This is a genomic window from Pseudomonas sp. GNP012 (assembly GCF_054343835.1).
Map to the genome: position 1 here is coordinate 969511 of NZ_JBTGUU010000001.1, position 25599 is coordinate 995109.

The window sequence follows — 25599 nt, forward strand, 5'->3', positions numbered from 1 at the left end:
TTAGAGGCAGACCCATGACCCAGGAAATCGGCGGCTTCGCCGCTCTTGAACTTCATCCAAATATTGTCGCTGCAGTAGTCGCTACCGGCTATGAAGAGCCTTCGGCCATTCAGCAGCAGTCGATCCCGATCATTCTCGCCGGTCACGATATGATTGGTCAGGCGCAAACCGGTACCGGTAAAACCGCTGCCTTTGCCCTGCCAATTCTGCACCGCATTGATCCGTCCAAGCGCGAGCCGCAAGCTCTGATCCTGGCCCCAACTCGTGAGTTGGCGCTACAAGTTGCAACCGCTTTCGAAACCTACGCCAAGCAAATGCCGGGCGTGACTGTTGTGGCTGTCTACGGCGGCGCGCCGATGGGCCCACAACTGAAAGCAATCCGTAATGGCGCACAAATCGTCGTCGCCACTCCGGGCCGTCTGTGCGACCACCTGCGTCGCGACGAAAAAGTACTGGCGACCGTGAACCACCTGGTTCTCGACGAAGCCGACGAAATGCTCAAGCTGGGCTTCATGGACGACCTGGAAGTCATCTTCAAGGCCATGCCGGAAACCCGTCAGACCGTACTGTTCTCGGCAACCCTGCCTCAGTCGATCCGTGCAATCGCCGAACGCCACCTGCGCGATCCGAAGCACGTCAAGATTCAGAGCAAGACCCAGACCGTTACCGCGATCGAGCAGGCTCACCTGCTGGTTCACGCTGACCAGAAGACTTCGGCCGTTCTCAGCTTGCTGGAAGTGGAAGATTTCGACGCCCTGATCATGTTCGTGCGCACCAAGCAAGCGACCCTGGACCTGGCCAGTGCCCTGGAAGCCAAAGGCTACAAAGCCGCTGCGCTGAACGGTGACATCGCCCAGAACCAGCGTGAGCGCGTGATCGACTCCCTCAAGGATGGCCGTCTGGACATCGTTGTGGCCACCGACGTTGCCGCTCGTGGCCTGGACGTTCCGCGCATCACTCACGTGTTCAACGTTGACATGCCGTACGATCCGGAGTCCTACGTTCACCGTATCGGCCGTACCGGCCGTGCCGGTCGCGAAGGTCGTGCACTGCTGCTGGTGACTCCGCGTGAGCGCCGCATGCTGCAAGTGATCGAGCGTGTAACCGGTCAGAAGGTTGCTGAAGTTCGCCTGCCGGACGCTCAAGCCGTTCTGGATGCGCGCATCAAGAAACTGACCAACAGCCTGTCGCCGCTGGTGGCCGAGGCCGAATCGACTCACGGTGATCTGCTCGATCGCCTGACCGCCGACATCGGTTGCAGCCCGCGTGCCCTGGCCGCAGCCCTGTTGCGCAAGGCAACCAACGGTCAAGCGTTGAACCTGGCCGCTATCGAGAAAGAGCGTCCACTGGTGCCGAACAATGCACCGCGTGGCGATCGTCCAGAGCGTTCCGGTGATCGTCCTGAGCGTGGCGACCGCGAGCGTCGTGCTCCGATGCCGCTGGGCGAAGGCCGTGCACGTTGCCGTACCGCGCTGGGCGCGCGTGATGGTATCGCTGCCAAGAACCTGCTGGGCGCCATCCTCAACGAAGGTGGTCTGGCGCGTGAAGCGATCGGTCGCATCCAGGTGCGTGACAGCTTCAGCCTCGTCGAACTGCCGGAAGATGGTCTGGAGAAGTTGCTGACCAAGCTGAAGGACACTCGCGTTGCCGGCAAGCAGTTGAAGCTGCGTCGCTACCGCGAAGATTGATCCGCTCTCGGGCTGATTGATCGAACATGAAAAATCCCCGACTGGTTCGGGGATTTTTTTGTCTGTAAAAAAGATCGCAGCCTATTTGGCTAGCCGAAACGATAGATGTCCATGCCCAGTGCGCCCATGGTGAACCCCTGGTGGGCAATGCTGAACGGCCCGCCGGCGGCGCGGGCAAAGTACAGTGGCAACAGGTGTTCGTCGCTGGGGTGGTTGCGCACGGCATGCGGTGCCTGCGCGCGATAGTCATGCAGTGCGGCTTCGTCGTTCGCTTCGAGCTTCTCGATCATCCAGTCGCGAAACGCCAGCGCCCAGGGCTCAACGCTCTCGGGGCCGGCGTGCCAGTCCAGCTCCCGCAGGTTGTGAGTGATGCTGCCGGAGCCGATCAGCAGGACGCCGTGCTCGCGCAGGCTGGCCAGTGCGTGGCCAACGCGGGTCTGCAGAGCGGGGCCGGAGCGGGTGGGCAGCGAAACCTGGACAATCGGAATGTCGGCTTGTGGGTACATCAGCGATAAAGGAACCCAGACGCCATGGTCGAAAGGCCGATTGCTGTCGATACGCGCAGGAAAGCCAGCTGTTTTCAGTAGCTCGGTAACCTCTGCGGCGAGTCGCGGGTCGCCGGGTGCCGGGTACTGGACCTCGAACAGGGCTTTGGGGAATCCACCGAAGTCATGCCAGGTTTCAGGCTGCGGATTGCCGCTGACCAGCAGCTCTTTGCTTTCCCAGTGCGCAGACACAATCACGATGGCGTTGGGCCTGGGTATCTCGGCGGCCAGGCGGGCCAGTGCCGGCCCGCTGGCACCGGGTTCCAGGGCGAGCATGGGAGAGCCGTGGGATATGTACAGACTGGGGAACATGAATGAGCTCCTGAGAGTTAAGATGCAACATCTTCAGTCAGATCATTAATCTAAATCTAATATAAGTTTTAGGGTGTTTTGATCGAATTTTCGGGGTTATTTATGCAGCCGGAGTTTTGGCACAAGAAATGGGCGGCGAATCAGATCGGCTTTCACCTGCCGCAGGTGAACCCTTATCTGAAGCGGTTCTGGCCAGCGTTAAGCCTTGAAGAGGGGGCGCGCGTGTTGGTGCCGTTATGTGGAAAAAGCCTGGATTTGCTTTGGCTCGGCCATCAAGGCCATGAGGTCCTGGGAGTCGAGCTGTCGGAAAAAGCCATCGAGGAGTTTTTCAGCGAGCATGGCTTTGATCCGGCCGTCAGTGAACAGGGGCCGTTCAAGGTCTATCGGGCAGGCTCCATCGAACTTTGGTGTGGCAATTTCTTTGAGCTGACGGCCGGTGACACGGCTGATTGCTCCGCGCTCTATGATCGCGCCGCGTTGATTGCGTTGCCTGCGAAGATGCGTGAGCAATATGCGGCGCACCTGAATCGGATTCTGCCGAAAGAGTGTCGCGGATTATTGATCACGCTGGACTATGACCAGGTACAGATGGACGGACCGCCGTTTGCCGTGCTCGATGATGAGGTGCAGCGATTGTTGGGCGGGTCATGGTCGCTGAAGGTTCTGGAGGATCAGGACGTATTGAGTGAGAGCGGGAAGTTCCTGGAGGCGGGTGTGACGCGACTTGAGGAGCGGGTGTATAGGGTTTCCAGTCGATAATATCCAGATGTTAGCACCGGCCTCTTCGTCGGAACGCCGCCCGGAGCAAGCCCGCTCCCACATGGGATTGGGCCAGTCATAAGGTTTTGGTTTAACCTGGTCAACTGTGGGAGCGGGCTTGCTCGCGAAGAGGCCCTGAAACACACCGAAGTGTTCAAGCAGACAAAAAAAGGCCCGCATCGCTGCGGGCCTTTTGCTTTGCTGTGGAGTGTATTAGCCGCGGCGACGAGCCAGGGCGTCGATACGCTCTTCCAGTGGCGGGTGGCTCATGAACATGCGAGCGAACCCTTGCTTGATGCCACCATTGATGCCGAAGGCGTTCAGGGTGTCGGGCATGTGCACTGGCAGGCCTTGTTCCGCCCGCAGACGCTGCAGGGCGCCAATCATTGCGGCGGTGCCGGCCAGGTTTGCACCGGCTTCGTCGGCACGGAATTCGCGCTTGCGCGAGAACCACATGACGATGGCGCTGGCCAGGATGCCCAGAACCAGTTCGGCGAAGATGGTCGCCACGTAGTAGGCAATGCCCTGGCCTTCTTCGTTCTTGAAGATCACTTTGTCGACGAAATTGCCGATGATCCGGGCGAAGAACATCACGAAGGTGTTCACCACGCCCTGGATCAGCGCCAGGGTAACCATGTCGCCATTGGCCACGTGGCCGATTTCGTGGGCCAGGACGGCTTTCACTTCATCGGGCGAAAAGCGCTCGAGCAAGCCCTGGCTCACGGCGACCAGTGCGTCGTTCTTGTTCCAGCCGGTGGCGAAGGCGTTCGCCTCGTAGGCGGGGAAAATACCGACTTCGGGCATCTTGATCCCGGCTTCGCGGGACAGTTGCTCGACGGTTTGCAGCAGCCATTGCTCGTGACGGGTGCGTGGCTGGGTGATGATCTGGGTGCTGGTGCTCATCTTCGCCATCCACTTGGAGATGAACAGCGAGAACAGTGAACCGGCGAAACCAAAGACCGCACAGAAAATCAGCAGCTGATTGAGGTTGAGGTCAACCCCATTGGCCGCCATGAACCCGTTGAAGCCGAAAAGGCTCAGGGTGATGCTGGCAATCAGCACGACCGCCAGGTTAGTGGCCAAGAACAGCAGGATGCGCATCATGGTTGTAGAAATCTCCTCATGCTAAAGATGTAGCGTACTGCGGGGTATATAAGGTGCTGCACCGGGGTATTCAACCGGGTGACTATTTCAAACTGTGTCCTACGGCAATAGTTTAGCTGCTTGCAGGGCATTTCCGACGCGAGTGCAGGACGTGTTTGTCAGTCAATTCATGTCGAACGCCCCGCCTTTGTTAGGCGCGAGCAGGCACGGCGTTGTTCGGCAGCGGGCAAAACGACTGCCAGTGACGCAATGCAAACAAATGTTGCCGGATGAAAATCACCGTGCGACGCGCAGGCGTGTCGCACGGTGGAGGGCACTTACTGGCGGTAGGACTTGAGGAAGCCGCCGATGCGTCCGATGGCCATCTCCAGGTCATCGACACGTGGCAGGGTTACGACGCGGAAGTGGTCTGGCCATGGCCAGTTGAATGCGGTGCCTTGAACCACCAGCAGCTTTTCGGAGAGCAGCAGGTCGAGGACGAATTTCTCGTCGTTGTGGATCGGGCAGACTTTCGGGTCGATGCGCGGGAATGCGTACAGCGCGCCCATCGGCTTGACGCAGCTCACGCCCGGAATGTCGTTGAGCAACTCCCAGGTGCGGTTGCGCTGTTCGAGCAGGCGACCTTGCGGCAGCACCAGGTCATTGATGCTCTGGTAGCCACCCAGGGCGGTCTGGATCGCATGCTGGCTCGGCACGTTGGCGCACAAGCGCATGTTCGCCAGCATGTCGATGCCTTCGATATAGCTCTGGGCGTGGTGTTTCGGACCGGAAATGGCGATCCAGCCGGAACGGAAACCGGCCACGCGATAGGACTTGGACAGACCGTTGAAGGTCAGGCAGAGCAAGTCTGGCGCCAGGGAGGCGGTGCAGATGTGCACGGCATCGTCGTAGAGGATCTTGTCGTAAATTTCGTCGGAGAACACCACCAGGTTGTGCTGGCGGGCCAGTTCCAGCATGCCCAGCAGCACTTCCTTCGAATACACGGCGCCGGTCGGGTTGTTCGGGTTGATGATCACCAGGGCCTTGGTGTTCGGGGTGATCTTGGCCTTGATGTCGGCCAGGTCCGGCCACCAGTTGGCTTGCTCGTCGCACAGGTAATGCACCGGATTGCCGCCGGACAGGCTCACGGCGGCGGTCCATAGCGGGTAGTCAGGCGCAGGCACCAGCACTTCGTCGCCATTGTTGAGCAGGGCCTGCATCGACATCACGATCAGTTCGGAAACGCCATTGCCCAGGTAGATGTCTTCAATGCCGACGCCTTCTACCTGCTTTTGCTGGTAATACTGCATCACGGCCTTGCGCGCACTGAAGAGGCCCTTGGAGTCGCTATAGCCCTGGGCGGTCGGCAGGTTGCGGATCACGTCCTGGAGGATTTCATCCGGCGCTTCGAAACCAAAAGGCGCCGGGTTGCCGATGTTCAGCTTGAGGATGCGATGGCCTTCCTCTTCCAGGCGCTTGGCGTGCTTGAGCACCGGGCCGCGAATGTCGTAGCAGACGTTGGCGAGCTTGTTCGATTTGCTGACCTGCATGGCGATGTGTTCCCGAAAATGAACGATCCAGACGGCGCTTGGACAGCCGTGCTGGGAATCCTGCGTATTCACACAGGCCTGACGCCTTGAAATGCAGCACCCATATTTCCGTTTGAATGCGCGTGGTCTGGCTGCCAGACTGGCGTTTGACGAGGCGCAATCATACGTGCCGCCCGATCCGTGGAAAAGGTACAGATCGGGCTTTTTCAGCCGCTGAGGTGTGATGATGGAAAAGTTGGAAAAAACCCTGGAAGAATGGAAGGCGATGCTCGATCCAGAGCAGTACAACGTGTGCCGCCTCAAAGGCACCGAACGTCCGTTTTCCGGTAAATACAACGCCACCAAAACCGACGGTGTCTACCGCTGCATCTGCTGTAGCGAACCGCTGTTCGACTCCAGGACCAAATTCGATTCCGGCTGCGGCTGGCCGAGTTTCTACGCGCCGATCGGCGACAGCGCCATGACCGAGATTCGTGATGTCAGCCACGGCATGATCCGCACCGAAGTGGTCTGCGCCAAATGCGACGCGCACCTGGGGCATGTTTTCCCTGATGGCCCACCGCCGACCGGCCTGCGTTATTGCATCAACTCGGTGTGCCTGGACCTGGTGCCCCGCGAGTAATGCGAGCCCTGTAGGAGCGAGCTTGCTCGCGATGGACCAGAGAGCAACTCGGAGCACCAGGCTTCCCGCGTTATCGTTGACGACCATCGCGAGCGAGCTCGCTCCTACAGTGGATTGGCGTTCGATAATTTAAATTGCACACAATTCAATTGCTCGCTATGTTTGTCTCATCTTCCCGAATCCGGAGCTTTCATCATGAGCGACAACCTGCTGAGCATCCCTTGCACCACGATCAAGGGAGAGCAAAAGACCCTGGCGGATTTCGCCGGCAAGGCCGTGCTGGTGGTCAACACGGCCAGCAAGTGCGGTTTCACTCCGCAATACAAAGGCCTGGAAGAGTTGTGGCAGACCTACAAGGACCAGGGCCTGGTGGTGCTCGGTTTTCCCTGCAACCAGTTCGGCAAGCAAGAGCCGGGCAATGAAGGGGCGATCTCCGAATTCTGCGAGCTGAACTTCGGTGTCAGCTTCCCGCTGTTCAAAAAGATCGAAGTCAACGGCGCCGGCGCCCATCCCTTGTTCGTGCAGTTGAAAAAGCGCGCTCCGGGTGTGCTGGGTTCCCAGGGCATCAAGTGGAACTTCACCAAGTTCCTGATCGGCAAGGACGGACAACTGGTCAAGCGCTTCGCCCCGGCGACCAAGCCGCAGGACCTGACCCGCGAGATTGAAGCCCTGCTCAAATGAACACCTTGTCCGTCGATTCCCTGAAGCTCGACAGCCAGCTGTGTTTCAAGCTGTACGCCGCTTCCCGTGCGGTCATTCGCGCGTACAAGCCAATGCTCGATCAGTTGGGCCTGACTTACCCTCAGTACCTGGCGATGCTGGTGCTGTGGGAGTGGCAGGAAGCCGCCCCCGAGCAACCGACCGTGAAGGCATTGGGGGAGCGTCTGGCCCTGGATTCCGGCACGCTGACACCCTTGCTCAAGCGCCTCGAACAAATGCATCTGGTGCAGCGTCAGCGTTCGGCGCGCGATGAGCGTGAAGTGCACCTGAGCCTGTCGTCAGCCGGAACGGCCTTGCGCGATCAGGTCGGGCCACTCAAGGCGCGGTTGTTGTGCGACAGTGGGGTCGACCTGAATCGTCTCAACGACTTGCGCGATGGTCTCGACCACCTGTTGGGACAGATCAGGGCGCTGTCGTAGCGGGGATCCACAAGTCCAGCAGGGCGGCCAGTTCTTCGCGCCGGAAGGGTTTGGCCAGGTAATCGCTCATGCCCGCGGCACGACAGCGTTCGCGCTCCTCCGACATGGCGTTGGCCGTCAGGGCGACGATGGGCAGTTGGGGCCAGCGTCCGCTGCGGCGGATTTGCCGGCTGGCTTCATAGCCATCCATCACCGGCATGTTGCAGTCCATCAGCACCAGGTCGAACTCCCGTTGTTCGAGTTGATCCAGAGCCTCGGCACCATGAGCCGCGGTGGTGACCTCGCAGCCGAGCTTGCCGAGCATGCCCTTGGCCACCAGCTGGTTCACCGGATTGTCTTCCACCAGCAGCACGCGCCCACGGCGTAGCGGGCATTGCGTTTCGAGCCGGACATCGTTGATCGGCTGGGGTTGTGGCTGCAGGATCCGCCGCAAGCTCTGATACAGCGTATTGCGAGCCAGGGGACGGGCCTGTTGTTGCAGAGGGGCGAGGGCGTTTACCTCTTCGCTGGGCATGAAATTGCCATACGCGGTGATCAACAGGATCGGTGCACTGAGGGCTGGGCGCAAACTGAACAGGCATTCGGGGCAGTCGGTGATGAGCACGTCGGCTGCCAGGCCAAGCAGTGAGTCATCCATGGAGCGCCGTTCATAGTCCAGCCCCCAGCCAGGCAACAGGCTGTTCAACAGTTCGCCCAGCCCGCTGCTGGCGGCCGTGATGGCGACGACTTTGCCATTGAGCGAGGCAGCAGGCATTGCGCGGGTATGGCTGGGTAATGGCAGATCCGCGCAGAACTGACTGCCAAATCCCGCTTCGGAGCTGATCGTCAGGCGCCCTTGCATGGCTTCGCAAAGGTTGTAGGTCAGCGCCAGGCCCAGCCCGGTGCCGCCAAATTGGCGGGTAATACCGGCTCCGGCCTGGGTGAAAGGCTGGAAGATCCTGGCCTGGGCTTCCTGAGGGATGCCGATGCCGGTGTCGCACACTTCAATTCTGACGCCGTCCCCGAACGTTGTCAGGCGTACGTCAACACGCCCGAAACGGGTGAACTTGAGGGCGTTGGACAGCAGGTTACTGACGATCTGCCGCACCCGGGTCGGATCGCCGAGCACCAGAGTCGGGAAATGCGGATCGATCAGGCAGGTCAGTTCGACGCTGGGGGCGGCGTTCTGCGACAACAGGTTGGCGGTATCCTCGATCAGTGAGCCGAGGTCGAAGGGGATGTGTTCGAGTTCGAGTTGACCGGCATCGAACTTCGACAAATCGAGGATATCGTTGAGCAGTTCCACCAGTACCTTGCCCGAGTCATGGGCGATCGACAGCTGTTGCTGTTGTTCGGCATTCAGCGGTCCGTCCAGGGACAGCGCGATCATGCCGAGCAAGCCATTGAGAGGCGTGCGTATTTCATGGCTCATGTTGGCCAGGAACACCGAGCGGGCTTCGGCCATGTCGAGGGCGGTACTGCGTGCGGCTTCCAGTTCCTCGTTGGATTGGCTCAGCCGGGCGTTGATCGCTTTGAGTTCGGCGGTGCGGGCCGAGACGATGTTTTCCAGTTGGCCAAGATATTCGGTCAGGCGGTTTTCCGCGTTGCGCCGCTGCCGGATTTCGGTGGCGATGTTTTTGAATTGCTGGTTGGCAACCTTGACCAGTACACCAATCTCATCGTTGGCGTGCCCGGCGGGACACTCCAGCGACGTCGGTTCGGTGTTGCCCGGGTCGCGACCGCTGAGTTCACGGATCACCCGCACCAGGGGTTTGGTCAGCATCACATAGAACAGCGCCAGCAGGATGCCGGACAGCAGCAGGCTGCGGGCGAAGCCATTGATCAGGGTCACTTCGGCCCGGCGCAGGAACCGGTTGCCGAAGGCGTAGGTATCGACCTTCAGCCGCAGCGTACCCAGGGATTCGTTGGGTAAATTATCCAGGTAAAGCCGGTCTTCGAACTGTCGGCTGGCACCGAACAGGAAGTCACTGAACATCCGGTAGCCGTTTTGCACCTCGGGTCGCTTGGAGTTCGCCAGCACGGTGCCGTTGTTGTCGGTCAGTTTCGCGCCGATGATCGCCGGCGAGCGCAGCAGGCCCTGGGTGAGTTCCTTGGCGAGTTCGGCGTCGATGTTGTAGGCGATTCGCGAGGCCGGGTTGTGGCTGATTTCCAGTAATGAAAGGATTTCACGATTGATGGAGGCGTCTTCACTGGCATAATCGATGCCTATTTGCAGCAGGCTGAGCAGCGTGCCCAGAATGAAACCGACCAGCACGGTAAGCCGGGCTTGCTTGAATGACAGCCGGTTGGTGAATTTGATGTCCATGGGGGGGTGAACCACTTCCGTTTCCTTTCGCTGCTCAAGCATAGTCGATCATGCCTGCCTGTTGATGTTCTCGCGAGGTCTGTACTGCGGGGGCAGCCGCTTGTGTGACGCTGTGTTTGGTCGCTGTATCACCATCATTACTGTGAACGTGCCCGAGGAGAAGTCGTGGATTCCCGATTGAATGCTTTTCTTGAACGCGCCGATGCCGTTCTGGCGCGTATCGAGCCGTTGCTGCCGGCACCCCGGCCAGCCATCGACTGGACGCAATGCCTGGCCGCGCGCTGGCAGCGTGAGTCTCGCGGCGGTTATCTGATGCCGCTGCAGGTCAGCCTCGACATGCGCCTGTCGGACCTGATCGGCGTCGACCGGCAAGTTGAGCAGCTTGGGCGCAACACCCAACAGTTCCTCGATGGCATGCCCGCCAACCACGCCTTGCTCTGGGGCTCGCGCGGCACCGGCAAGTCTTCGCTGGTGCGCGCCTTGTTGGCCGAGCACGCTCAAGCCGGTTTGCGTCTGATCGAGATTGAACGCGATCACCTGGCAGACCTGCCGCGAGTGGTCGAACAGATCGGCAAACTGCCCCAGCGTTTCGTGCTGTTTTGCGATGACCTCTCGTTCGAGTCGGGCGAGGGCGATTACCGAGTGCTCAAAAGCGTACTCGATGGCTCGCTGGAACAGGCGCCGGACAACGTCTTGCTGTACGCCACGTCGAACCGTCGCCACCTGGTGCCGGAAAAGGAAAGCGACAACGAGAACTGGAAGCGGGTCGACGGAGAACTGCATCCGAGCGAGGCGGTGGAAGACAAGATCGCGCTGTCGGACCGCTTCGGCCTGTGGCTTTCGTTCTATCCGTTTACCCAGGAACACTTCCTCAATGTCGTCGAACACTGGATCGGCCAGTTGGCCGGCAAAGCCGGGCTGGCATGGCAGCGCAGCGAAGAGCTGGACATCCTGGCGGTACGCTGGGCCACAGGCCGAGGCAATCGCAATGGACGTTGCGCTTATCAATTTGCCCGTTACTGGGTCGGGCTGAAACTGTTGGAGCACAAGGCATGATCGATTTACAAAAGAGTGGCCAGGGCCTCGAAGGCTACGGCATGCTGCACGCGCAGCTTGAGTCCTTGCTGGCGGACGAGCGGGATTTCATCGCCAATGCCGCGCAGTTCTCGGCGTTTCTGTTCAATCAGCTCGATGACCTGAACTGGGCCGGTTTCTACCTCAACCGCAATGAGGAGCTGGTGCTGGGCCCGTTTCAGGGGCAGATCGCTTGCGTGCGGATTCCGTTCGGACGTGGTGTCTGCGGAACGGCAGCCGCTACCTTGCAGACCCAGTTGGTCGAAGATGTGCACGCGTTCCCCGGTCACATTGCCTGTGACAGCGCCTCGAACAGCGAACTGGTAGTGCCGCTGGTCAAGGACGGCCGATTGATCGGCGTGCTCGACCTCGACAGCCCGAAACTGGCACGGTTCACCCCGCAGGACCAGGCCGGTATCGAACAACTGGCGGCGATTTTCCTGCGTCTGACCGACTGCTGATCAAGACGCCAGACCGGCCTTGGCCAGCAGGTCCGATGCGTCCACCGCATCGATCTGCGCAGGTTCGAGGAAGCGCCTGGCGTACTGCAAATAGATCTGTGCCCTGATGAACAGCCCGAACAGTTCCGGGTCGATGTGTGCATCACGGCACATGAACGCCATGATGCCCAGCGCCTCGCTCAGGGTCTTGGCTTTTTTGTAAGGGCGGTCGGCGGCCGTCAGCGCTTCGAAAATATCGGCAATCGCCATCATTCGCGCCGGCAGGCTCATGTCTTCTCGTTTCAAGCGTTTCGGATAACCACTGCCGTCCATTTTTTCGTGATGCCCGCCGGCTATTTCCGCGACGCTGCGCAGGTGTCCGGGGAACGGCAGATGGTTGAGCATCAGAATCGTCTGGACGATGTGGTTATTGATGACATAACGCTCCTCGCTCGTCAGGGTGCCCCGGACAATGCTCAGGTTGTACAGCTCACCCCGATTGTATTTGTGGGGCGGAACGTCGAGTTTGAAACCCAGGGGATTGTCTTGCGGTATCACTTCGTTTTCGCTGCGTTCGAACAGGTGCTCGGGCTTGTCCGCCAGTAAGGGTTCGCTGACGGGCAGGGTGGGGGCGGGCGTTCTGGACTGGCGCCGGTTCTCTTCCCAGGACACGCCCAGCCGGTCATCCAGGGTCCGGGTCCAGGTGCGTTCAGCCACGCTGCGCAGGCGTTGCAGATCAGCGTCGGCCATGGCTTCGCCACCCAGATTGCAATGGGCAATGAAGGCGAAATCATCATCCAGCCCGGCCAGGCTGGCATCACGCAGTTCTGCCAGCGCTTGCTCGTCACCGCCCAGGGCAATGGCCTGCCAGTAGCTGATCCAGGCATCACGCTTGAGTACCTCGAAGCGGGTGCGGATTTCGTGGATGCGATCGGTCAGGGTTTCCAGCTTCGTGGCTTTGTCGACGACGTATTCCGGCGTGGTGATCTTGCCGCAATCGTGCAGCCAGGCAGCGATGTGCAGTGCCTCCCATTCATCGTCGGTTGGCCGATAGGCGCTGAAGGCGGGGTCCTGGCTTGCCGCCGCCGCGCGGGCAAGCATCAGGGTCAGTTCCGGCACGCGCTGGCAATGGCCGCCGGTATAGGGACTTTTGGCGTCGATGGCACCGGCCAGCAGTTGAATGAAGGCGTCCAGCAGCTGTTTTTGCCGGGCCTGCAGGCGCTGGCTTTCAATACACACGGCCGCCGCGCCGGACACCGCCTGGAGAAACGCAATGCGGTCCGGTCGCAGTTTGTCCAGATCGCTGTGCTCGCCGCTGTCGGCCAATAGCAACACCAGCAGGCCCACGGTTTCGTTGTGACGATTGTGCAGGCGGATTCCGATCAGATGGACTCGCGGGCTTTCCAGCGCGAGCAAGACTTTCTGCAGATCGCCCGCTTGCTCGAACCCCAGGTTACTGACGACGTTGTCGACGTTTGCCAGTTGCTGCAGCCATGGGGGGCTTTGCGGGTTTTCCAGTGAGTGTCCGCGGATGTTGAAAGATTGCAGGTTTTCGGTGGTGTCATTGATGACCAGTCCGTGGGGTTCCATGTACCCGCCATCACCTTCGCGCAGATAGATCAGGCCGGCCTGGGCCTGACCGATTTTCACGGTTTCAAACAACACGCGTTCCAGCAGCGGGGCGAAACGGGTTTCGGCGCTGAGGCTGTCAGTGATCTGGAAGAAGCTCGCCAGCGTGTCTTTCATCCGTGCCATCGACACGCTCAGTTGGTCGACTTCGAGCACCGGCGAGCGACGGGAAAGCGGAAAATTGAAATCGAAACTGCGAATCGCATCGGCTTCCTGCACCAGCGCACGCAAGGGTTTGACCAGGACTCTGGAGGTCAGCCAACCCAGCGGCACGCATAACAGCAGCGTTGCCAGGGTAATGAGCGCACCTTGCCAGCGCATCCGGAAAGCATCGACGAGCAACTCGTCTTCCGGTACCAGCAGCGCCAGTTGCAGGCCTTGGGGGCCGCCTTCCTGCATGCTGCTGCGGGCCACGATCCACTGCCGGCCGTTGGCATCCAGGCGACTGCCTTGGGAGGGGTTGTTGAGCAGCGCACCCAGGCTGGGGCTCAGGTCCGCAGCCTTGATCAGGCGCGATGTCTGATCATCGATGATCAGCCTGCGGCTGTCGGGGTAGGCAATGGCATTGCCTTCGGCATCGAACAGCACGATTTCGGTATGGGGGGTCACGACGTGCTTGGCCAGGGTCGCGCTGAGTTCGGCCAGGGTCAGGTCGGCGGCCATGATTGCCTTGTCGCCACTGCGTCGCGCGAGCGTCGTGCCAATGTCATGGGTGGAAAAAAAGATATAGGGTTCGGTCGTGATCTGGTCATTGTTGCTACGGGCGCTGGTAAACCAGGCACGGCTGCGAGGGTCGTAGGTGTCGTTCAGGTTGTCCTGGCGGCTGACGAGTGCCAGGTTCCGGTCAAAAAACAAAGACTGGGAACGAGCCAGGCCGCTGCTGTCGTGCTCAATGCTCCAGACCTGGTAAACCGCCGTGTCCGGGGCCTTGACCAGCGCTTTGACCTGCGGAGTACGCAGCGGGCGGACCATGAAAAAGTCGCCGTTGTCGTATCCCAGGTACAGCGACGCCAGATTGGGGTTGTCCTCGAGTGACTGGCTGAACGGTTCGAGCAGTGCCAGGCGGTGTTCCAGATCAGTGGACTGGCCCGCCGGATTGAGTGCCAGCAGGCTCAACAGGTGGCGAATGGGTTCATAGGTTGCGTGCAGGTCCAGCCGAACATCCTGCTCGATACGGTTGAAGAGCTTTTCACTGCTCGACAGTATGATCTGGGTCGTTTGCCGGTAGTTGAAAAGCCCCAGCAGCACTCCGGTCAGCAACAACAGAAAGGTGAACATCACGCTGATATGGACATGCAGTGGAAACCGTCGTGGATCCGTGCGCAGTGGGTCAGGCATTGCGGGTTTCTCCATGAGGGTCAACACCCTGCTGAGGGTCCAAGCATAGTTAAGGCTCTGTCATTGCGCCTTCGTCGTAATGCTTGATCTGACGTAGTAACGCCTCCTCCAGCTCAAGCATGGTGCGTTCCATGGATTTGCAGCATCCGGCCACTTCTTCGCGATTGAAATCCTCATGGCAGGCGGCTTCGAGCGCCTCGCAACGGTCGATCAGGGGGGAGGCTTGCACTATCCGGGCTGCGCCTTTGATTTTGTGGGCAATGTCTTGCAGCGCCTGCGTATCCCCGGAGCTGGATAGCGACAGCAGCGTTTGCAGATCCTGGCGGTTGCTGTTGACCAACTCGTTGAGCAATCTGCGGTTCAAAATCGGGTTGCCCCCGGTCAGCAGTTTCAACCCGTGCAGGCTGAACGCCGGGGTTGCATGGGTCGGCTCAATGTTTTCCATCCACTGGCTCAAGGCACCGAGGCTCAAGGGTTTGAACAGGCAGTCATCCATCCCGGCCTGTTTGCAGCGTTGTATTTCTTCCGGTTGGGCGTTGGCGGTAAAACCGAGCACGGTGCAGGGAGGGCGATGGTTTTGTCTTTCGTGCTGGCGAATGGCACGGGCCAGCTCGTAACCGTTCATGACCGGCATGTTGCAATCGGCGATCACCAGATCAAACGGTTGGTCTTTCCATGCCTCCAATCCCTCCCGGCCATCGGCCGCGACGGTAAATCGATGGCCTAGAAACTCCAGTTGCTGGCAGGTGAGCAAGCGATTGGCCGAATGATCGTCGACGACCAGAACATCCAATGGGGTTGTGGCGACGACAATTTGCGTCTCGGCCACCTGGGCAGATTGTTGCAGCGGTAACGTTTCCAGGTGCAGCAATACCTCCACTTGAGTGCCGACACCCGGCTCGCTGCGCAGTTGCAGACTGCCGCCCATCATCTCGCAGAGATTGCGGCTGATGACCAGCCCCAGCCCTGCGCCCCCACTGGCCGATTGAGTGGCGTTGTCGGCTTGGGCGAAGGGCTCGAACAGCCGGTATTGATCCTGTTCGCTGATCCCGATACCACTGTCGTGAACCTGCAGCCGCATTTGCACACGATCAGGCTGCATTGCCGGGTGCAGGTCGACAATGACCCGGACCTGGCCTTGCTCGGTAAACTTGATGGCATTGCTGATCAGGTTGGACAGCACCTGCTTGAAGCGCAAAGGGTCCAGCAACACATCGAAGGTCGGGTTGGCCGAAGAAAACTCCAGCTTCAGTTCGAGTTCCTTCTGTCGGGCAAGGCCATCGAAAATCCGTACGACCGAGGCCACGAGTTCACCCGGATTGACGCGCTCCGGGCTAAGGCTCAAGCGCCCGGATTCGATTCTGGCAATGTCGAGGATGTCGCCAATCAGTTCCAGCAAGCCTTTCGCCGAGTTGTACGCGACATCGATGGCCGGACGCTCCGGGTGCCGATGATCAAGACGCTTGAGTGTCAGTTCAAGCATGCCGATGATTGCATTCATCGGCGTGCGGATCTCATGGCTCATCGTGGCCAGAAACGTGCTTTTGGCCCGGTTGGCGTTATCGGCGTGTTCTTTTGCGCAACGCAGATCATCGAGCAGTTGCCGGCGTTCGCTGATGTCGATCCAGCCACCGATAATGCCTTGCACTGTCGCGCTGGAATCGCGGTAGGGAAGAATCCAGTGATAGATCGTCAGCCGCCGGCCACCAATGTGCAGTTCGCGATCGACGATCAACGGTCTGCCCTCGGTCACCACGCGCTGATAGTCAGCCTGGTACTCCCGGGCTTCGAACACATTGCTCATCGCCCCCTGCATGACGCTTTTGCCGATGACATCTTCGCGCCTGGCGCAGAACGCTTGCAGGTAACTGTCGTTGCAACTTTGCAGCAATCCCTGCCGATCACGTACGTAGATAGGATGGGGCGTGCCATTGACCAGCGATCGCATGAACTCGAACTGATCGTTCAATGCACGCTCGGCGGCCTTGCGCTGCTTGATCTGGCGTCGCATGTAGTCGTTCCACGCAATGGAAATCAGCAATAGCGCACCGGCACCAATGACGATTTGGTAGAACAGTCTTTGATAGTTGCGCCAGGTGCTTTGCGAGGACGCCGAATAGCCGCGCCAGCGACTGTTGATGATGCCCAGCTCCTCCGGCGAGATGCTCAGCAGCGCCTTGTTCAGAATGGCGTTCAGCTCTTTGGCATCCCGTGCAGTGGCCAGCGAGAACGCTGCCTGCTCGGTGCCAATGGTGGTGCTGATTTGCAAGGTGTGTTCGAACAGCCGCGACGAAATGAAGTAATTGGCAATGACCAGCGAGTTCACCGCGCCCTCGGCCTGACCTTCGTCGAGTAACTCTACGGCGCTGAAGGTATCTGGAGCTTCGATCAACCTGATCCGGGGAAATTCCGTGCGCAGGTAATCCATGAGTGGATTGCCGCGGGCAATGGCCAGGCGCTTGTCCTGCAACTGCTCGAGGTTGGTCGGGCTGTCGGCGGCTTTGCGCGTCAGCAGGACGTAGGAGTTTTCCAGGAAGGGGCGGGTAAAGTTAAGTTGGGTTTGACGTTTGGCGCTGGGGAGCAATGCGGCGATCACATCGGCCTGGTTGTTTTTGATCAGTTCGATCATCTCGTCATCGTTTCGACTGCGCTGGATGTCAAAGCGCAAGCCGGTGCGCAGCCTGATCAGCTCAAGCAAATCCGCGCTGATCCCGCGAAAGTTGTCATTGCTATCGAAAAACGTCAGTGGCGCATAGGCTTCGTTGACGACGACGCGCACTGCCGGGTGATGTGCCAGCCAGCGTTCTTCCCGGTCAGTGAGTTGCAGCTTTTGATCGGTCAGCAGAATGTCGCTGCCGGCGCTCCAGCGTTTGGCGATGTTTTCTCGCTCACTGGAGGGAATGGCCTTGATCATCGCGTTGATGATGCCGAGCAGCTCGGGGTTGTTCCTGTTGACGGCAAAGCTGAAGCCATGGGCTTCATGTTTGCCGAAGTTGGCCATCCGGATGTTGTTCAAGTACCCCTTGTTGATCATGTAGTGAGTTGAAATCGTGTCCCCGAGAAACACATCCGCCTGATCGAAGGCAACGGCATTGATCGCATTCTGGTAGGACGGATAGGACGTGATGATCGCCTTTGGGTACAACGCCTTGACTTCCGCCAGCGGTAAATAGTGATACACCATGCTCAGGCGCAATCCGGCCAGGCCATCGGTGAGGGATCGGGTTTCCCCTTCGCGGGTCACCAATACGGGTTGGTCGACGGCATAGGGTATGGACAGGGCAATCCCGGCAATTCCAGCTTCGAATCCATTGGCGCTGCCAAGCAGATCGACATCGCCGTTCTGCAGCGCAGCGATCGCGGCCCCTCGGGATTCGAAACGCTGAACCTTGACCGGCAAACCGGTTGCTTTTTCCAGAAGGCCAGCGTAATCGGCGGTAAAGCCTTCATAGTCCTGACCACTGGTGGTCAGGTCGAAAGGGGGGTAGTCCGGGGCTGACGTGCCGAGCGTCAGTTGATTTTTGTTGTTTATCCATTGTTGCTGGGATTCATCCAGTCGAATCTCCAGCGCCCCGACCTTCGCGCGACTGAGCAGCGTGTAGAATTCATTGCCCGGTGCTCCGAACAACGAGGTGCTCACGCATAGACCTGCGGTCACTTGAATCAGATAGACCTTCAAACGGCTGGGCATCCAGGTTCTCACACGAGTGCGTTACGTTTTGCCATCTCGATCAGTTCAACCAGGGATTTGGCTTTGAGTTTCTGCATGAGGCGCTTTTTGTAGGTACTCACGGTCTTGTTGCTCAGAAACATGCCCTTGGCAATTTCCTTGTTTGTGCGACCTTGGGCAAAAAGTTGCAGGACCATCAGTTCCCGGTCGTTTACGGACTTGAACAGTTCCAATTCGATGCAGCGTGTTTCATCTCCGTGGATGGGGTTCAAGGCTTCACTCGGGAAATAGTTGTAACCTGAAAATACTGCTTTTATGGAACTCACCAATTCACTGATGTCCTCTTGTTTGCAAACATAACCCGAGGCTCCGGATTGCATGCAACGAATACCGAAGAGTGTCGGGCATTGTGCGGTCAGTACCAGTGTTTTAGGTGGATTACTCATTGCGTTGAACCGGGACAGCACTTCCAGGCCATCCAGTTTTGGAATGCTGATATCGAGAATGACCAGGTCCGGCATGCATTCGCGAACCATCTGCATGGCGTCGACCCCATTGTCAGTTTCGCCGACGACTTTGTAACCTTCGTGTTCCAGAAGCATTCGAACGGCAAGGCGGATAACCGGGTGATCGTCGACAATAAAAACGGAGTTCATAATCAAGTCCCATGCGAGCTCAAATAAAGCGCGCACCTTAGCTCAGATGCTTGAAGGGACGCATGAACGGACCGGGCTGTAGCAGCAATATAGGAGGAATCCTACAAATTAAAAGGAATAGGACTACGTATTAACTAGGTTTCTTATTAGGAAGTCTGGGGAATTTGGCGGTCTGGTGGATTTTTTTTGGAAGTTGTTTGTAGGTTTTACGCTGTGTATTTGTCGGTTCTTATATGTGCTTTTTGTTTATGTTGGTGCCAAGGTCAACAGGTCTCTAAATTCAGATTGTTTCAATGGTTTTATCATGTAGCCCAATAATGGCAGCCCGTGTTCAGTGGCCGTTTTTACAAGTTCATCCAGTTCAGACGTCGTCAGGCTGCTCAGCATGATCGCCTGTCTGATCAGCCCTCGCTGACTGGCGAACCGGACCAGATCGAGTCCGGTCAGATCGGGCAGGCATTGATCGCATAAAAGGATGTCGAATGGCTGGTCGACCCCGAGCATCTGCTGCATGGCGCTTCTGGCGCTGTCGGCGGTAGTCAGGCGGGTGAAGCCATAACTTTCCAGCAGGCATTGAGTGGCTATCAGTTGGAAGGGGTGGTCTTCCACCACGAGGATGCGTAGATCGTCTTCGGCCATGGTGCACATTTCATCTGTCGAACAGAGGGAGGGCGATTGTTTCGCGAGAGTGTCGGACAGGCGATCAGTTCGCTCGCCATGTGTTGTAGGGCGATTCGACGAGACTTGAGTGCTGTTGGAGGTTGAGGGGGGGATCAGCCAAAACGAACGCCGTAATGGCTGATCAAACGAAGCACCTCAGTGGCTGGCACGTCCGGTCATTTCCAGGGCCATGTCACTGGCATAGCTGTCGGTCATGCCGGCGATGAAATCAATCATGCGCAAAAACGACGTGTGCAACGGGCCGTGAGGATCGGGTGCATTGTTACCCAGCAGATCAAGGATGCGGCGACTCTTGAATGACGGGGTCCGGCCGTTGTGCTGCTCCAGTGCTGCGCCGCAAAAGGCATTGAGGAGAATTTCCAGGGTGGTGTAGGCGCCGATCTCGTGCAGGGTCTTGCGCTTGTCCTGGAATATTTTCTTGCGGGCCATGTCCTTGGCGTTCAACACGCAACGCTTGGCGGGCCCGTGCATGTGCTCCACCAGGTCGCCGGGCAATGTGCCGGCCAGCAGTGCGTGCTGTTGCTCGACGAAGGCGCGGGCCGCGGCATTGGTCAAGTGTTCGATGGCCTTGCCGCGCAGGATTGCCAGTTTGCGTCGGCGCGAATCGCCGGGACCGAGCTGGCGGTAGGTCTCCGGCAAGTCGTCGCCCACCAGGTCCAGCAGCAGGGACTCGACTTCGGCGTACTCCAGCAATTCCATTTCCAGACCGTCTTCCAGGTCGATCAGCGCATAGCAGATGTCGTCGGCGGCCTCCATCAGGTACACCAGCGGATGCCGCGCCCAGCGTTGTTCCTCAAGTTGTGGCAGGCCGAGTTTATGGGCGATCTGCTCCAATAGCGGCAGCTCGCTCTGATAACAGCCGAACTTGTGTTTCTTGTAGCCCAGCGAATCGGCGTGCCTGGCCGTCCATGGATACTTCAGGTAGGTGCCCAGGGTTGCATAGGTCAGTCGGGTGCCGCCGTCGAACTGGTGATACTCCAGTTGAGTGAGTACCCGAAAGCCCTGGGCGTTGCCTTCGAAGTTCAGGAAGTCATTGCGCTCGGCTTCACTCATCGCATCCAGCCAGCCACGGCCGGCGGCTTGCTGGAACCAGTGACGGATCGCGTCTTCACCGGAATGGCCGAAAGGCGGGTTGCCGATGTCGTGCGCCAGGCAGGCCGATTGCACCACCATCCCCAGGTCGCTGGGTTCGCACCAGTCGGGCAGGGCGTTGCGGATGGTTTCGCCGACCCGCATGCCCAGCGAGCGCCCCACGCAACTGACTTCCAGCGAGTGGGTCAGGCGCGTATGAATGTGATCATTGCTGGACACCGGATGGACCTGGGTCTTGCGCCCGAGGCGGCGGAAAGCCCCCGAGAAAATGATGCGGTCGTGGTCTTTGTGAAAAGGGCTGCGGCCAAGTTCTTCAGGGCTGTGCAGAGGCTTTCCGAGGCGTTCGCGGGTAAGCAGGGTGTGCCAATCCAAGGCGGGACTCTCCGTCAGGTGACTGATGGCCTAGCTTCCCGTTTCGCGTCATGACCTGCAAGCGGAACTACAACCGGGCGCCGTCGATATCGAGGCCACCTTGCAAGAACTTTTTTCGCAGGGGGGCAATTGACCGGACAGGTGCACAGGACTGCGCCCCCTCGATAGAGAGGGGGCATCCCGTCGACACTGCAAGAACGTAGCCAGAAAGAAACTGATCAGTCTTTGCGCGAAGAGCCCTGCATGATCAGTTTGATCAACGGCCCCAGTGTGGTGCCGAGGCGGATCAGCCGGGTCAGGCTGCTGAGGCCACCGCCATTCTTTGCGCCCTTGCCGGTCAGAAAACCCAGCAAGGTGACGGCGGCCACGCCCCAGAGTGGAGCGTGTTTGATGCCGAAACCTTCCTGCAGGTTCTGCGTCATCCCGCGCACGCGTTGCAACGGTTGCAGCAGTTGCGCGGATTCGTGGCGGATTTCCTGGCGGTGCATTTCCATGCGCAGGCGAATCAGCGCCTTGCGCATTTCCGTGCGTGAGCTGTTGCGTGGCAATTCAGGCAGGTTCATGGCAGCAGGCGCTCCCGATCGTTGGCCAGCTCTTCCAGCGTCCCGTGGAAGGGCGAGGACTCATCGAAAATCGCTGCCCTCAAACGCATCGCGCAGAATATGGCGGCGAGGGTGTAGAACACGCAGAGCCCGATGATGGCGGTCAGGCGATAGGTGTCCCAGAACACGATCAGCACCAGGGTCGACAGCCCTACCAGCAGCAGCAACGCAAACACCAGCGCCAGACCGGCAAACAGCAACAGGCTGACGGTGCGGGCTTTCTGTTCCTGCAACTCGATGCCGAACAGTTCGACATGGCTGTGCAGCAACCCCAGGAAGGCAGCACCCAGGCGCCGCGATGAGGAGCTTGTTCCCGTCGCAGACGGGCCGGATTCACCGATCGACATATCAGCGCCGGCTGGCCAGCAGGCCGATCAGGAAACCCACGCCGGCCGCGATCCCGACCGATTGCCAAGGGTTGGCCTGGACATAGTCTTCGGTGGCGGTGACAGCCGCCTTGCCGCGTTCGCGCAGGGAGTCTTCGGTCAGCTTCAGGGTTTCACGGGCACGCAAGAGACTCTCGTGAATCTGCTCGCGCAACTCGTCGGCCTGGTCGCCGGCCAGGGTCGCGGTGTGCTCCAGCAACCGTTCGGTGTCACTGACCAGTGTCTGAAAATCGTTCATCAGGATTTCTTGAGCAGTCTTTGCCTGGATGCGGGCCATGGTGGATCTCCATAAGTGGCTTTCTGATGCGTTCGAGTATGAGCCTTCTGCGAAGGTTCAGTACAAATGACTGGTACAACTTTTGCTGTGTCGTGGTGCGCCGGTGCGCACCATTGCGCTATAGCCGGGCATGATTTCAGTAAAACCGTAGGACCAACAATCAAAAACTCGCGCAAACGTCCGGGTCAGGTTTTTCCCGGGCGGTGTCCGTGCACCATGGCGGTTCAACGAGATCAGTCCTCTGATGCTTCGAGGCTGCAACTTGGTGCGCGGTCTGTCATCGCGAACTGCTTTGGTGCTTTTTTCTGCCATAAGGTCAGCCCATCCCATGGAAAATCTGCAAAGCGCCGTGGACACCCTGGTCCATAGCTCCAACACGCTGTTCATTCTGATCGGTGCGGTCATGGTTCTGGCCATGCACGCCGGTTTTGCCTTTCTCGAAGTCGGAACCGTGCGACAGAAAAACCAGGTCAATGCCTTGTCGAAAATCCTCAGTGACTTCGCCGTATCGACACTGGCTTACTTCTTTATAGGCTATTGGATTTCTTATGGCGTGACCTTCATGCAACCGGCGGCCGTGCTCAATGCCGACCATGGTTATGGACTGGTGAAGTTTTTCTTCCTGCTGACCTTTGCCGCGGCGATCCCCGCGATCATTTCCGGAGGAATCGCCGAGCGCGCCCGGTTTGTCCCGCAGCTGTGTGCAACCGCGTTGATTGTCGCGTTCATCTATCCGTTCTTCGAAGGCATGGTCTGGAACGGCAACCTGGGTTTGCAAGCCTGGCTGCTGGAGCGTTTTGGCGCCGGTTTCCATGATTTCGCAGGTTCGGTAGTGGTGCATGCCATGGGCGGTTGGCTGGCACTGGCGGCGGTGCTGTTGCTCGGGCCGCGTAATGGCCGCTATCGCGAAGGTCGGCTGGTCGCGTTCGCGCCTTCGAGCATCCCGTTTCTGGCGTTGGGCTCATGGATCCTGATTGTTGGCTGGTTCGGCTTCAACGTCATGAGCGCGCAAACCCTGCAAGGTGTCAGCGGACTGGTGGCGGTGAACTCATTGATGGCCATGGTGGGCGGTACGGTGGCCGCACTGATCGTCGGGCGCAACGACCCCGGCTTTCTGCACAACGGACCGTTGGCGGGACTGGTGGCGATCTGCGCCGGTTCGGACCTGATGCATCCGGTGGGAGCGCTGGTGACCGGCGCCGTCGCGGGGGCGTTGTTTGTCTGGTGCTTTACCGCCGCTCAGGTCAAGTGGCGCATAGACGACGTGTTGGGTGTCTGGCCGCTGCATGGCTTGTGCGGCGTGTGGGGCGGTATTGCCTGCGGCATTTTCGGTCAGAGCGCTTTGGGCGGGCTAGGTGGGGTCAGCCTGATCAGCCAGTTGATCGGCACGGCACTGGGCGTCACCGTGGCGCTGGCCGGCGGGTTCGCCGTGTATGGCGTGATCAAGGCTCTGCATGGATTGCGCCTGAGTCAGGAGCAGGAGTATTACGGCGCGGACCTGTCGATCCACAAGATCGGCGCCGTGAGCCAGGACTGACACAGGTCTGATCATCGTCGGTGGCATCAGGCAGGAGACTCAATGGCTCGACGGTTTTTCGGAGCAGGCCTAGAATGGTCACTTCATTTTCCGGTTGAGTGCTCATGCTTCCCGAATGTCAGCTGTTCGGCACCCTTGGATGCCATCTCTGTGAAGTAGCCGAAGCCATGTTGATGGAGTTTGTCGAGCGCGGTCTGCTGGTGGAGCTGGTGGATATCGCCGAAGATGAAACCTGGTTCGCCGCCTACAGCCTGCGTATTCCGGTGTTGCGGCGGGTCGACACCGGCGCTGAGCTGGGCTGGCCGTTCAGTGCCGATGAGGTGGTGGCGTTCTTGCGTTAAGCGGATTTTGCACTGGCGGTTTTCCCGCCTGTCGAACTTTGCGATTGATCCCCTTGGCTTATCCGGCATTGATCGGATACTGTATGCGCATACAGTTATTCGTGGTGCCTGTGTTGCCGCTGCTGATTTTCGGCAGCGAGCAGGCAAGCCCGGGCGTGAGAGGGATGAATCGTGGTCAATGTCGAACAGTTGAAGAACAGCGTGAACCGGATGTCTGCAGATGTCGTGAGTGAAGCTGTTCTTGAGTTGCGTCTGGATGGTCTGGTGACCGAGGGCAAGACACCCTTCAACAAAACGCATTTCAATACCTGTTTCGCAGAGATCGAAGCCTTGTTTCAACGCGCGGGTTATCACCGGCAACTCGATGTCGTGGGTTATCAGGGATTGTTGTACGCCCTCTATGACCCCGCTCGCTGGGAGGCGGTCGATGTACTGCGCTGGCTCAAGGAATACACCGAAGCGGCGGCGCGCACACGGATTCCGGCTTGAGGCTAGGCTCATTCCCCGTGCTGTTGGATAATGCCGCCCTGCACTGAGGGTTAGAGCTTTCGTATGTCCACTTCTTCTTTTTCCGCGGCACACAGCCAGGCCAGTACGCTGTACTTGCCACCTGGCTCGTGGCAGACCGTTGTCGATTGTCTGTGCGAGCATTTCAGCGCCATCGGTCGTGAACAATGGCTGGACAGAATCGCCCGTGGCCGGGTCCTCGATGGGCAGGGCATGCCGATAGCCCTCGATCTGGCCTACAGGGAAGGTTTGCGGATTCATTATTTTCGCGAAGTGCCGGATGAAAAACCGATCCCGGTGATCGAGTCGATTCTGTACGCGGACGAGCATCTGGTGGTGGCCGACAAACCGCACTTTCTGCCGGTGACGCCGGCTGGCGAATACGTCGAACAGACGCTGCTCAGGCGCTTGATCCGTCGCCTGGACAATCCGCATCTGGTGCCATTGCATCGCATCGACCGGCATACCGCAGGGCTGGTACTGTTTTCCGCCAATCCGCAGAGTCGCTCGGCTTATCAGTCGTTGTTTCCAACCCGGCAGATCGAAAAGCGTTATGAGGCCATCGCAGCGGCGTTGCCTGAACTTGCCTTCCCGCTGGTTCATAAAAGCCGGCTGGTCGATGGCGAGCCATTCTTCCGCATGCAGGAAGGGCCTGGGGCCTGCAACACCGAGACGGCGATCGAAGTCAGGGAGAAACAGGAGAAACTCTGGCGGTATGGTCTTTACCCGGTGACGGGCAAGAAACATCAGTTGCGGGTACACATGGCGGCGTTGGGCGCCGCTATCTGCAACGACCCGTTTTACCCCGAGGTGCTCAAGGATGCGCAGGATGACTACGCCAATCCTTTGAAGCTGCTGGCCCAGGGGCTGAGATTCATCGATCCGGTCACAGGCCAGGTGCGTGAGTTCGAGAGTGAAATCACCCTGCAATGGTGATCCTGAACGGCGTCCCTGAAGTGCTGTTTTTCAGGCATGAAAAAGCCCGCATCAAGCG

General features: G+C 59.0%; 23 protein-coding genes. 11 read left to right on the plus strand and 12 right to left on the minus strand.

Going from position 1 to position 25599, the window contains the following annotated elements; all coding sequences use genetic code 11:
- Positions 1 to 14: 14 nt before the first annotated feature.
- Entirely contained in the window at positions 15 to 1688 is a 1674-nt protein-coding gene (locus ACXX83_RS04315) for a DEAD/DEAH box helicase (RefSeq protein ID WP_007973525.1), read from the plus strand.
- A gap of 89 nt (positions 1689 to 1777) precedes the next feature.
- Here ACXX83_RS04315 and ACXX83_RS04320 read toward each other — a convergent pair whose 3' ends face one another.
- Positions 1778 to 2545, minus strand: a complete 768-nt coding sequence (locus ACXX83_RS04320; RefSeq protein WP_458547636.1) for a DODA-type extradiol aromatic ring-opening family dioxygenase — start codon at positions 2543 to 2545, stop codon at positions 1778 to 1780.
- A gap of 102 nt (positions 2546 to 2647) precedes the next feature.
- Here ACXX83_RS04320 and ACXX83_RS04325 point away from each other — a divergent pair, with 102 nt between their 5' ends.
- Positions 2648 to 3304, plus strand: coding sequence for a thiopurine S-methyltransferase (locus ACXX83_RS04325; RefSeq protein WP_458547637.1), 657 nt, complete (start codon positions 2648 to 2650; stop codon positions 3302 to 3304).
- Between the two features lie 213 nt (positions 3305 to 3517).
- On the opposite strand, the gene htpX is transcribed toward ACXX83_RS04325, so the two are convergent.
- Positions 3518 to 4408 carry a protease HtpX gene (htpX, locus tag ACXX83_RS04330; protein WP_007973520.1) on the minus strand — a complete coding sequence of 297 codons (891 nt, stop codon included), beginning with the start codon at positions 4406 to 4408 and terminating at the stop codon, positions 3518 to 3520.
- A gap of 317 nt (positions 4409 to 4725) precedes the next feature.
- Positions 4726 to 5937, minus strand: a complete 1212-nt coding sequence (locus tag ACXX83_RS04335; protein ID WP_007973513.1) for a pyridoxal phosphate-dependent aminotransferase — start codon at positions 5935 to 5937, stop codon at positions 4726 to 4728.
- Positions 5938 to 6163: 226 nt separating this feature from the next.
- Between ACXX83_RS04335 and msrB the strand changes: the two genes are divergently transcribed.
- From msrB to ACXX83_RS04350, 3 genes are all read left to right on the plus strand, one after another.
- Positions 6164 to 6559, plus strand: a complete 396-nt coding sequence (gene msrB / locus ACXX83_RS04340) for a peptide-methionine (R)-S-oxide reductase MsrB (protein WP_217837556.1) — start codon at positions 6164 to 6166, stop codon at positions 6557 to 6559.
- 195 nt (positions 6560 to 6754) lie between these two features.
- Positions 6755 to 7240 (plus strand): glutathione peroxidase, encoded by a 486-nt coding sequence (locus tag ACXX83_RS04345; RefSeq protein ID WP_008002671.1) that lies wholly within the window; start codon positions 6755 to 6757, stop codon positions 7238 to 7240.
- Complete coding sequence (locus ACXX83_RS04350; RefSeq protein ID WP_458547638.1) at positions 7237 to 7698, plus strand: MarR family winged helix-turn-helix transcriptional regulator; 462 nt, start codon at positions 7237 to 7239, stop codon at positions 7696 to 7698. Before ACXX83_RS04345 ends, ACXX83_RS04350 begins: the two co-directional genes overlap by 4 nt.
- Here ACXX83_RS04350 and ACXX83_RS04355 read toward each other — a convergent pair.
- On the minus strand, positions 7682 to 10003 hold the full coding sequence (locus ACXX83_RS04355) for a hybrid sensor histidine kinase/response regulator (protein WP_458547639.1): 2322 nt from the start codon (positions 10001 to 10003) through the stop codon (positions 7682 to 7684). The two genes, ACXX83_RS04350 and ACXX83_RS04355, sit on opposite strands and share 17 nt — an antisense overlap.
- 165 nt (positions 10004 to 10168) lie before the next feature.
- Here ACXX83_RS04355 and ACXX83_RS04360 point away from each other — a divergent pair, with 165 nt between their 5' ends.
- Both ACXX83_RS04360 and msrC read left to right on the plus strand, forming a co-directional pair.
- Positions 10169 to 11059, plus strand: a complete 891-nt coding sequence (locus ACXX83_RS04360) for an ATP-binding protein (protein ID WP_007973504.1) — start codon at positions 10169 to 10171, stop codon at positions 11057 to 11059.
- Positions 11056 to 11538, plus strand: a complete 483-nt coding sequence (gene msrC / locus ACXX83_RS04365; RefSeq protein ID WP_095966417.1) for a free L-methionine (R)-S-oxide reductase MsrC — start codon at positions 11056 to 11058, stop codon at positions 11536 to 11538. Before ACXX83_RS04360 ends, msrC begins: the two co-directional genes overlap by 4 nt.
- Here the strand turns inward: msrC and ACXX83_RS04370 are convergent, their stop codons facing one another.
- From ACXX83_RS04370 to ACXX83_RS04405, 8 genes are all read right to left on the minus strand, one after another.
- Positions 11539 to 14484, minus strand: coding sequence for an HD domain-containing phosphohydrolase (locus ACXX83_RS04370; RefSeq protein WP_458547640.1), 2946 nt, complete (start codon positions 14482 to 14484; stop codon positions 11539 to 11541). It lies immediately after the preceding gene.
- A 49-nt stretch (positions 14485 to 14533) separates the two neighbouring features.
- Positions 14534 to 18175 (minus strand): transporter substrate-binding domain-containing protein, encoded by a 3642-nt coding sequence (locus tag ACXX83_RS04375; RefSeq protein WP_458547641.1) that lies wholly within the window; start codon positions 18173 to 18175, stop codon positions 14534 to 14536.
- 8 nt (positions 18176 to 18183) lie between these two features.
- Positions 18184 to 18810: a response regulator transcription factor gene (locus ACXX83_RS04380; RefSeq protein WP_007973494.1), complete on the minus strand. Its 627-nt coding sequence runs from the start codon at positions 18808 to 18810 to the stop codon at positions 18184 to 18186.
- A 246-nt stretch (positions 18811 to 19056) separates the two neighbouring features.
- Positions 19057 to 19449 (minus strand): response regulator, encoded by a 393-nt coding sequence (locus ACXX83_RS04385; protein WP_217837561.1) that lies wholly within the window; start codon positions 19447 to 19449, stop codon positions 19057 to 19059.
- Positions 19450 to 19626: 177 nt separating this feature from the next.
- Positions 19627 to 20955: a deoxyguanosinetriphosphate triphosphohydrolase gene (locus ACXX83_RS04390; RefSeq protein ID WP_015094053.1), complete on the minus strand. Its 1329-nt coding sequence runs from the start codon at positions 20953 to 20955 to the stop codon at positions 19627 to 19629.
- A 218-nt stretch (positions 20956 to 21173) separates the two neighbouring features.
- Positions 21174 to 21518 (minus strand): hypothetical protein, encoded by a 345-nt coding sequence (locus tag ACXX83_RS04395; protein ID WP_217837562.1) that lies wholly within the window; start codon positions 21516 to 21518, stop codon positions 21174 to 21176.
- The gene (locus ACXX83_RS04400) at positions 21515 to 21904 is read right to left on the minus strand and encodes a phage holin family protein (RefSeq protein WP_015094055.1); all 390 of its coding nucleotides are present in this window, start codon (positions 21902 to 21904) and stop codon (positions 21515 to 21517) included. The genes ACXX83_RS04395 and ACXX83_RS04400 overlap by 4 nt, the downstream gene beginning before the upstream one ends.
- Before the next feature lies 1 nt (position 21905).
- Positions 21906 to 22220, minus strand: a complete 315-nt coding sequence (locus tag ACXX83_RS04405) for an ElaB/YgaM/YqjD family protein (protein ID WP_015094056.1) — start codon at positions 22218 to 22220, stop codon at positions 21906 to 21908.
- Positions 22221 to 22548: 328 nt separating this feature from the next.
- On the opposite strand from ACXX83_RS04405, the gene ACXX83_RS04410 reads away from it, so the two are divergent.
- The 4 genes from ACXX83_RS04410 (at position 22549) to ACXX83_RS04425 (ending at position 25541) form a co-directional block, all read left to right on the plus strand.
- The gene (locus tag ACXX83_RS04410; protein ID WP_007973484.1) at positions 22549 to 23757 is read left to right on the plus strand and encodes an ammonium transporter; all 1209 of its coding nucleotides are present in this window, start codon (positions 22549 to 22551) and stop codon (positions 23755 to 23757) included.
- Positions 23758 to 23861: 104 nt separating this feature from the next.
- The gene (locus ACXX83_RS04415; protein WP_075948092.1) at positions 23862 to 24098 is read left to right on the plus strand and encodes a glutaredoxin family protein; all 237 of its coding nucleotides are present in this window, start codon (positions 23862 to 23864) and stop codon (positions 24096 to 24098) included.
- A 171-nt stretch (positions 24099 to 24269) separates the two neighbouring features.
- Positions 24270 to 24587, plus strand: coding sequence for a hypothetical protein (locus tag ACXX83_RS04420; RefSeq protein WP_015094058.1), 318 nt, complete (start codon positions 24270 to 24272; stop codon positions 24585 to 24587).
- Between the two features lie 63 nt (positions 24588 to 24650).
- On the plus strand, positions 24651 to 25541 hold the full coding sequence (locus ACXX83_RS04425) for a pseudouridine synthase (protein WP_458547642.1): 891 nt from the start codon (positions 24651 to 24653) through the stop codon (positions 25539 to 25541).
- Positions 25542 to 25599: the final 58 nt, after the last annotated feature.

Bases quoted from the DNA above. Each gene is read 5' to 3' on its own strand.
- ACXX83_RS04400 (WP_015094055.1), bottom strand. From the start codon at position 21,904: ATGTCGATCGGTGAATCCGGCCCGTCTGCGACGGGAACAAGCTCCTCA.
- ACXX83_RS04320 (WP_458547636.1), bottom strand. From the start codon at position 2,545: ATGTTCCCCAGTCTGTACATATCCCACGGCTCTCCCATGCTCGCCCTG.
- htpX (WP_007973520.1), bottom strand. From the start codon at position 4,408: ATGATGCGCATCCTGCTGTTCTTGGCCACTAACCTGGCGGTCGTGCTG.
- ACXX83_RS04415 (WP_075948092.1), top strand. From the start codon at position 23,862: ATGCTTCCCGAATGTCAGCTGTTCGGCACCCTTGGATGCCATCTCTGT.
- ACXX83_RS04385 (WP_217837561.1), bottom strand. From the start codon at position 19,449: ATGGCCGAAGACGATCTACGCATCCTCGTGGTGGAAGACCACCCCTTC.
- ACXX83_RS04370 (WP_458547640.1), bottom strand. From the start codon at position 14,484: ATGCCTGACCCACTGCGCACGGATCCACGACGGTTTCCACTGCATGTC.
- ACXX83_RS04345 (WP_008002671.1), top strand. From the start codon at position 6,755: ATGAGCGACAACCTGCTGAGCATCCCTTGCACCACGATCAAGGGAGAG.
- ACXX83_RS04395 (WP_217837562.1), bottom strand. From the start codon at position 21,518: ATGAACCTGCCTGAATTGCCACGCAACAGCTCACGCACGGAAATGCGC.
- ACXX83_RS04350 (WP_458547638.1), top strand. From the start codon at position 7,237: ATGAACACCTTGTCCGTCGATTCCCTGAAGCTCGACAGCCAGCTGTGT.
- ACXX83_RS04410 (WP_007973484.1), top strand. From the start codon at position 22,549: ATGGAAAATCTGCAAAGCGCCGTGGACACCCTGGTCCATAGCTCCAAC.
- ACXX83_RS04405 (WP_015094056.1), bottom strand. From the start codon at position 22,220: ATGGCCCGCATCCAGGCAAAGACTGCTCAAGAAATCCTGATGAACGAT.
- ACXX83_RS04355 (WP_458547639.1), bottom strand. From the start codon at position 10,003: ATGGACATCAAATTCACCAACCGGCTGTCATTCAAGCAAGCCCGGCTT.
- ACXX83_RS04325 (WP_458547637.1), top strand. From the start codon at position 2,648: ATGCAGCCGGAGTTTTGGCACAAGAAATGGGCGGCGAATCAGATCGGC.
- ACXX83_RS04315 (WP_007973525.1), top strand. From the start codon at position 15: ATGACCCAGGAAATCGGCGGCTTCGCCGCTCTTGAACTTCATCCAAAT.
- ACXX83_RS04380 (WP_007973494.1), bottom strand. From the start codon at position 18,810: ATGAACTCCGTTTTTATTGTCGACGATCACCCGGTTATCCGCCTTGCC.
- ACXX83_RS04375 (WP_458547641.1), bottom strand. From the start codon at position 18,175: ATGCCCAGCCGTTTGAAGGTCTATCTGATTCAAGTGACCGCAGGTCTA.
- ACXX83_RS04425 (WP_458547642.1), top strand. From the start codon at position 24,651: ATGTCCACTTCTTCTTTTTCCGCGGCACACAGCCAGGCCAGTACGCTG.
- msrB (WP_217837556.1), top strand. From the start codon at position 6,164: ATGGAAAAGTTGGAAAAAACCCTGGAAGAATGGAAGGCGATGCTCGAT.
- ACXX83_RS04335 (WP_007973513.1), bottom strand. From the start codon at position 5,937: ATGCAGGTCAGCAAATCGAACAAGCTCGCCAACGTCTGCTACGACATT.
- msrC (WP_095966417.1), top strand. From the start codon at position 11,056: ATGATCGATTTACAAAAGAGTGGCCAGGGCCTCGAAGGCTACGGCATG.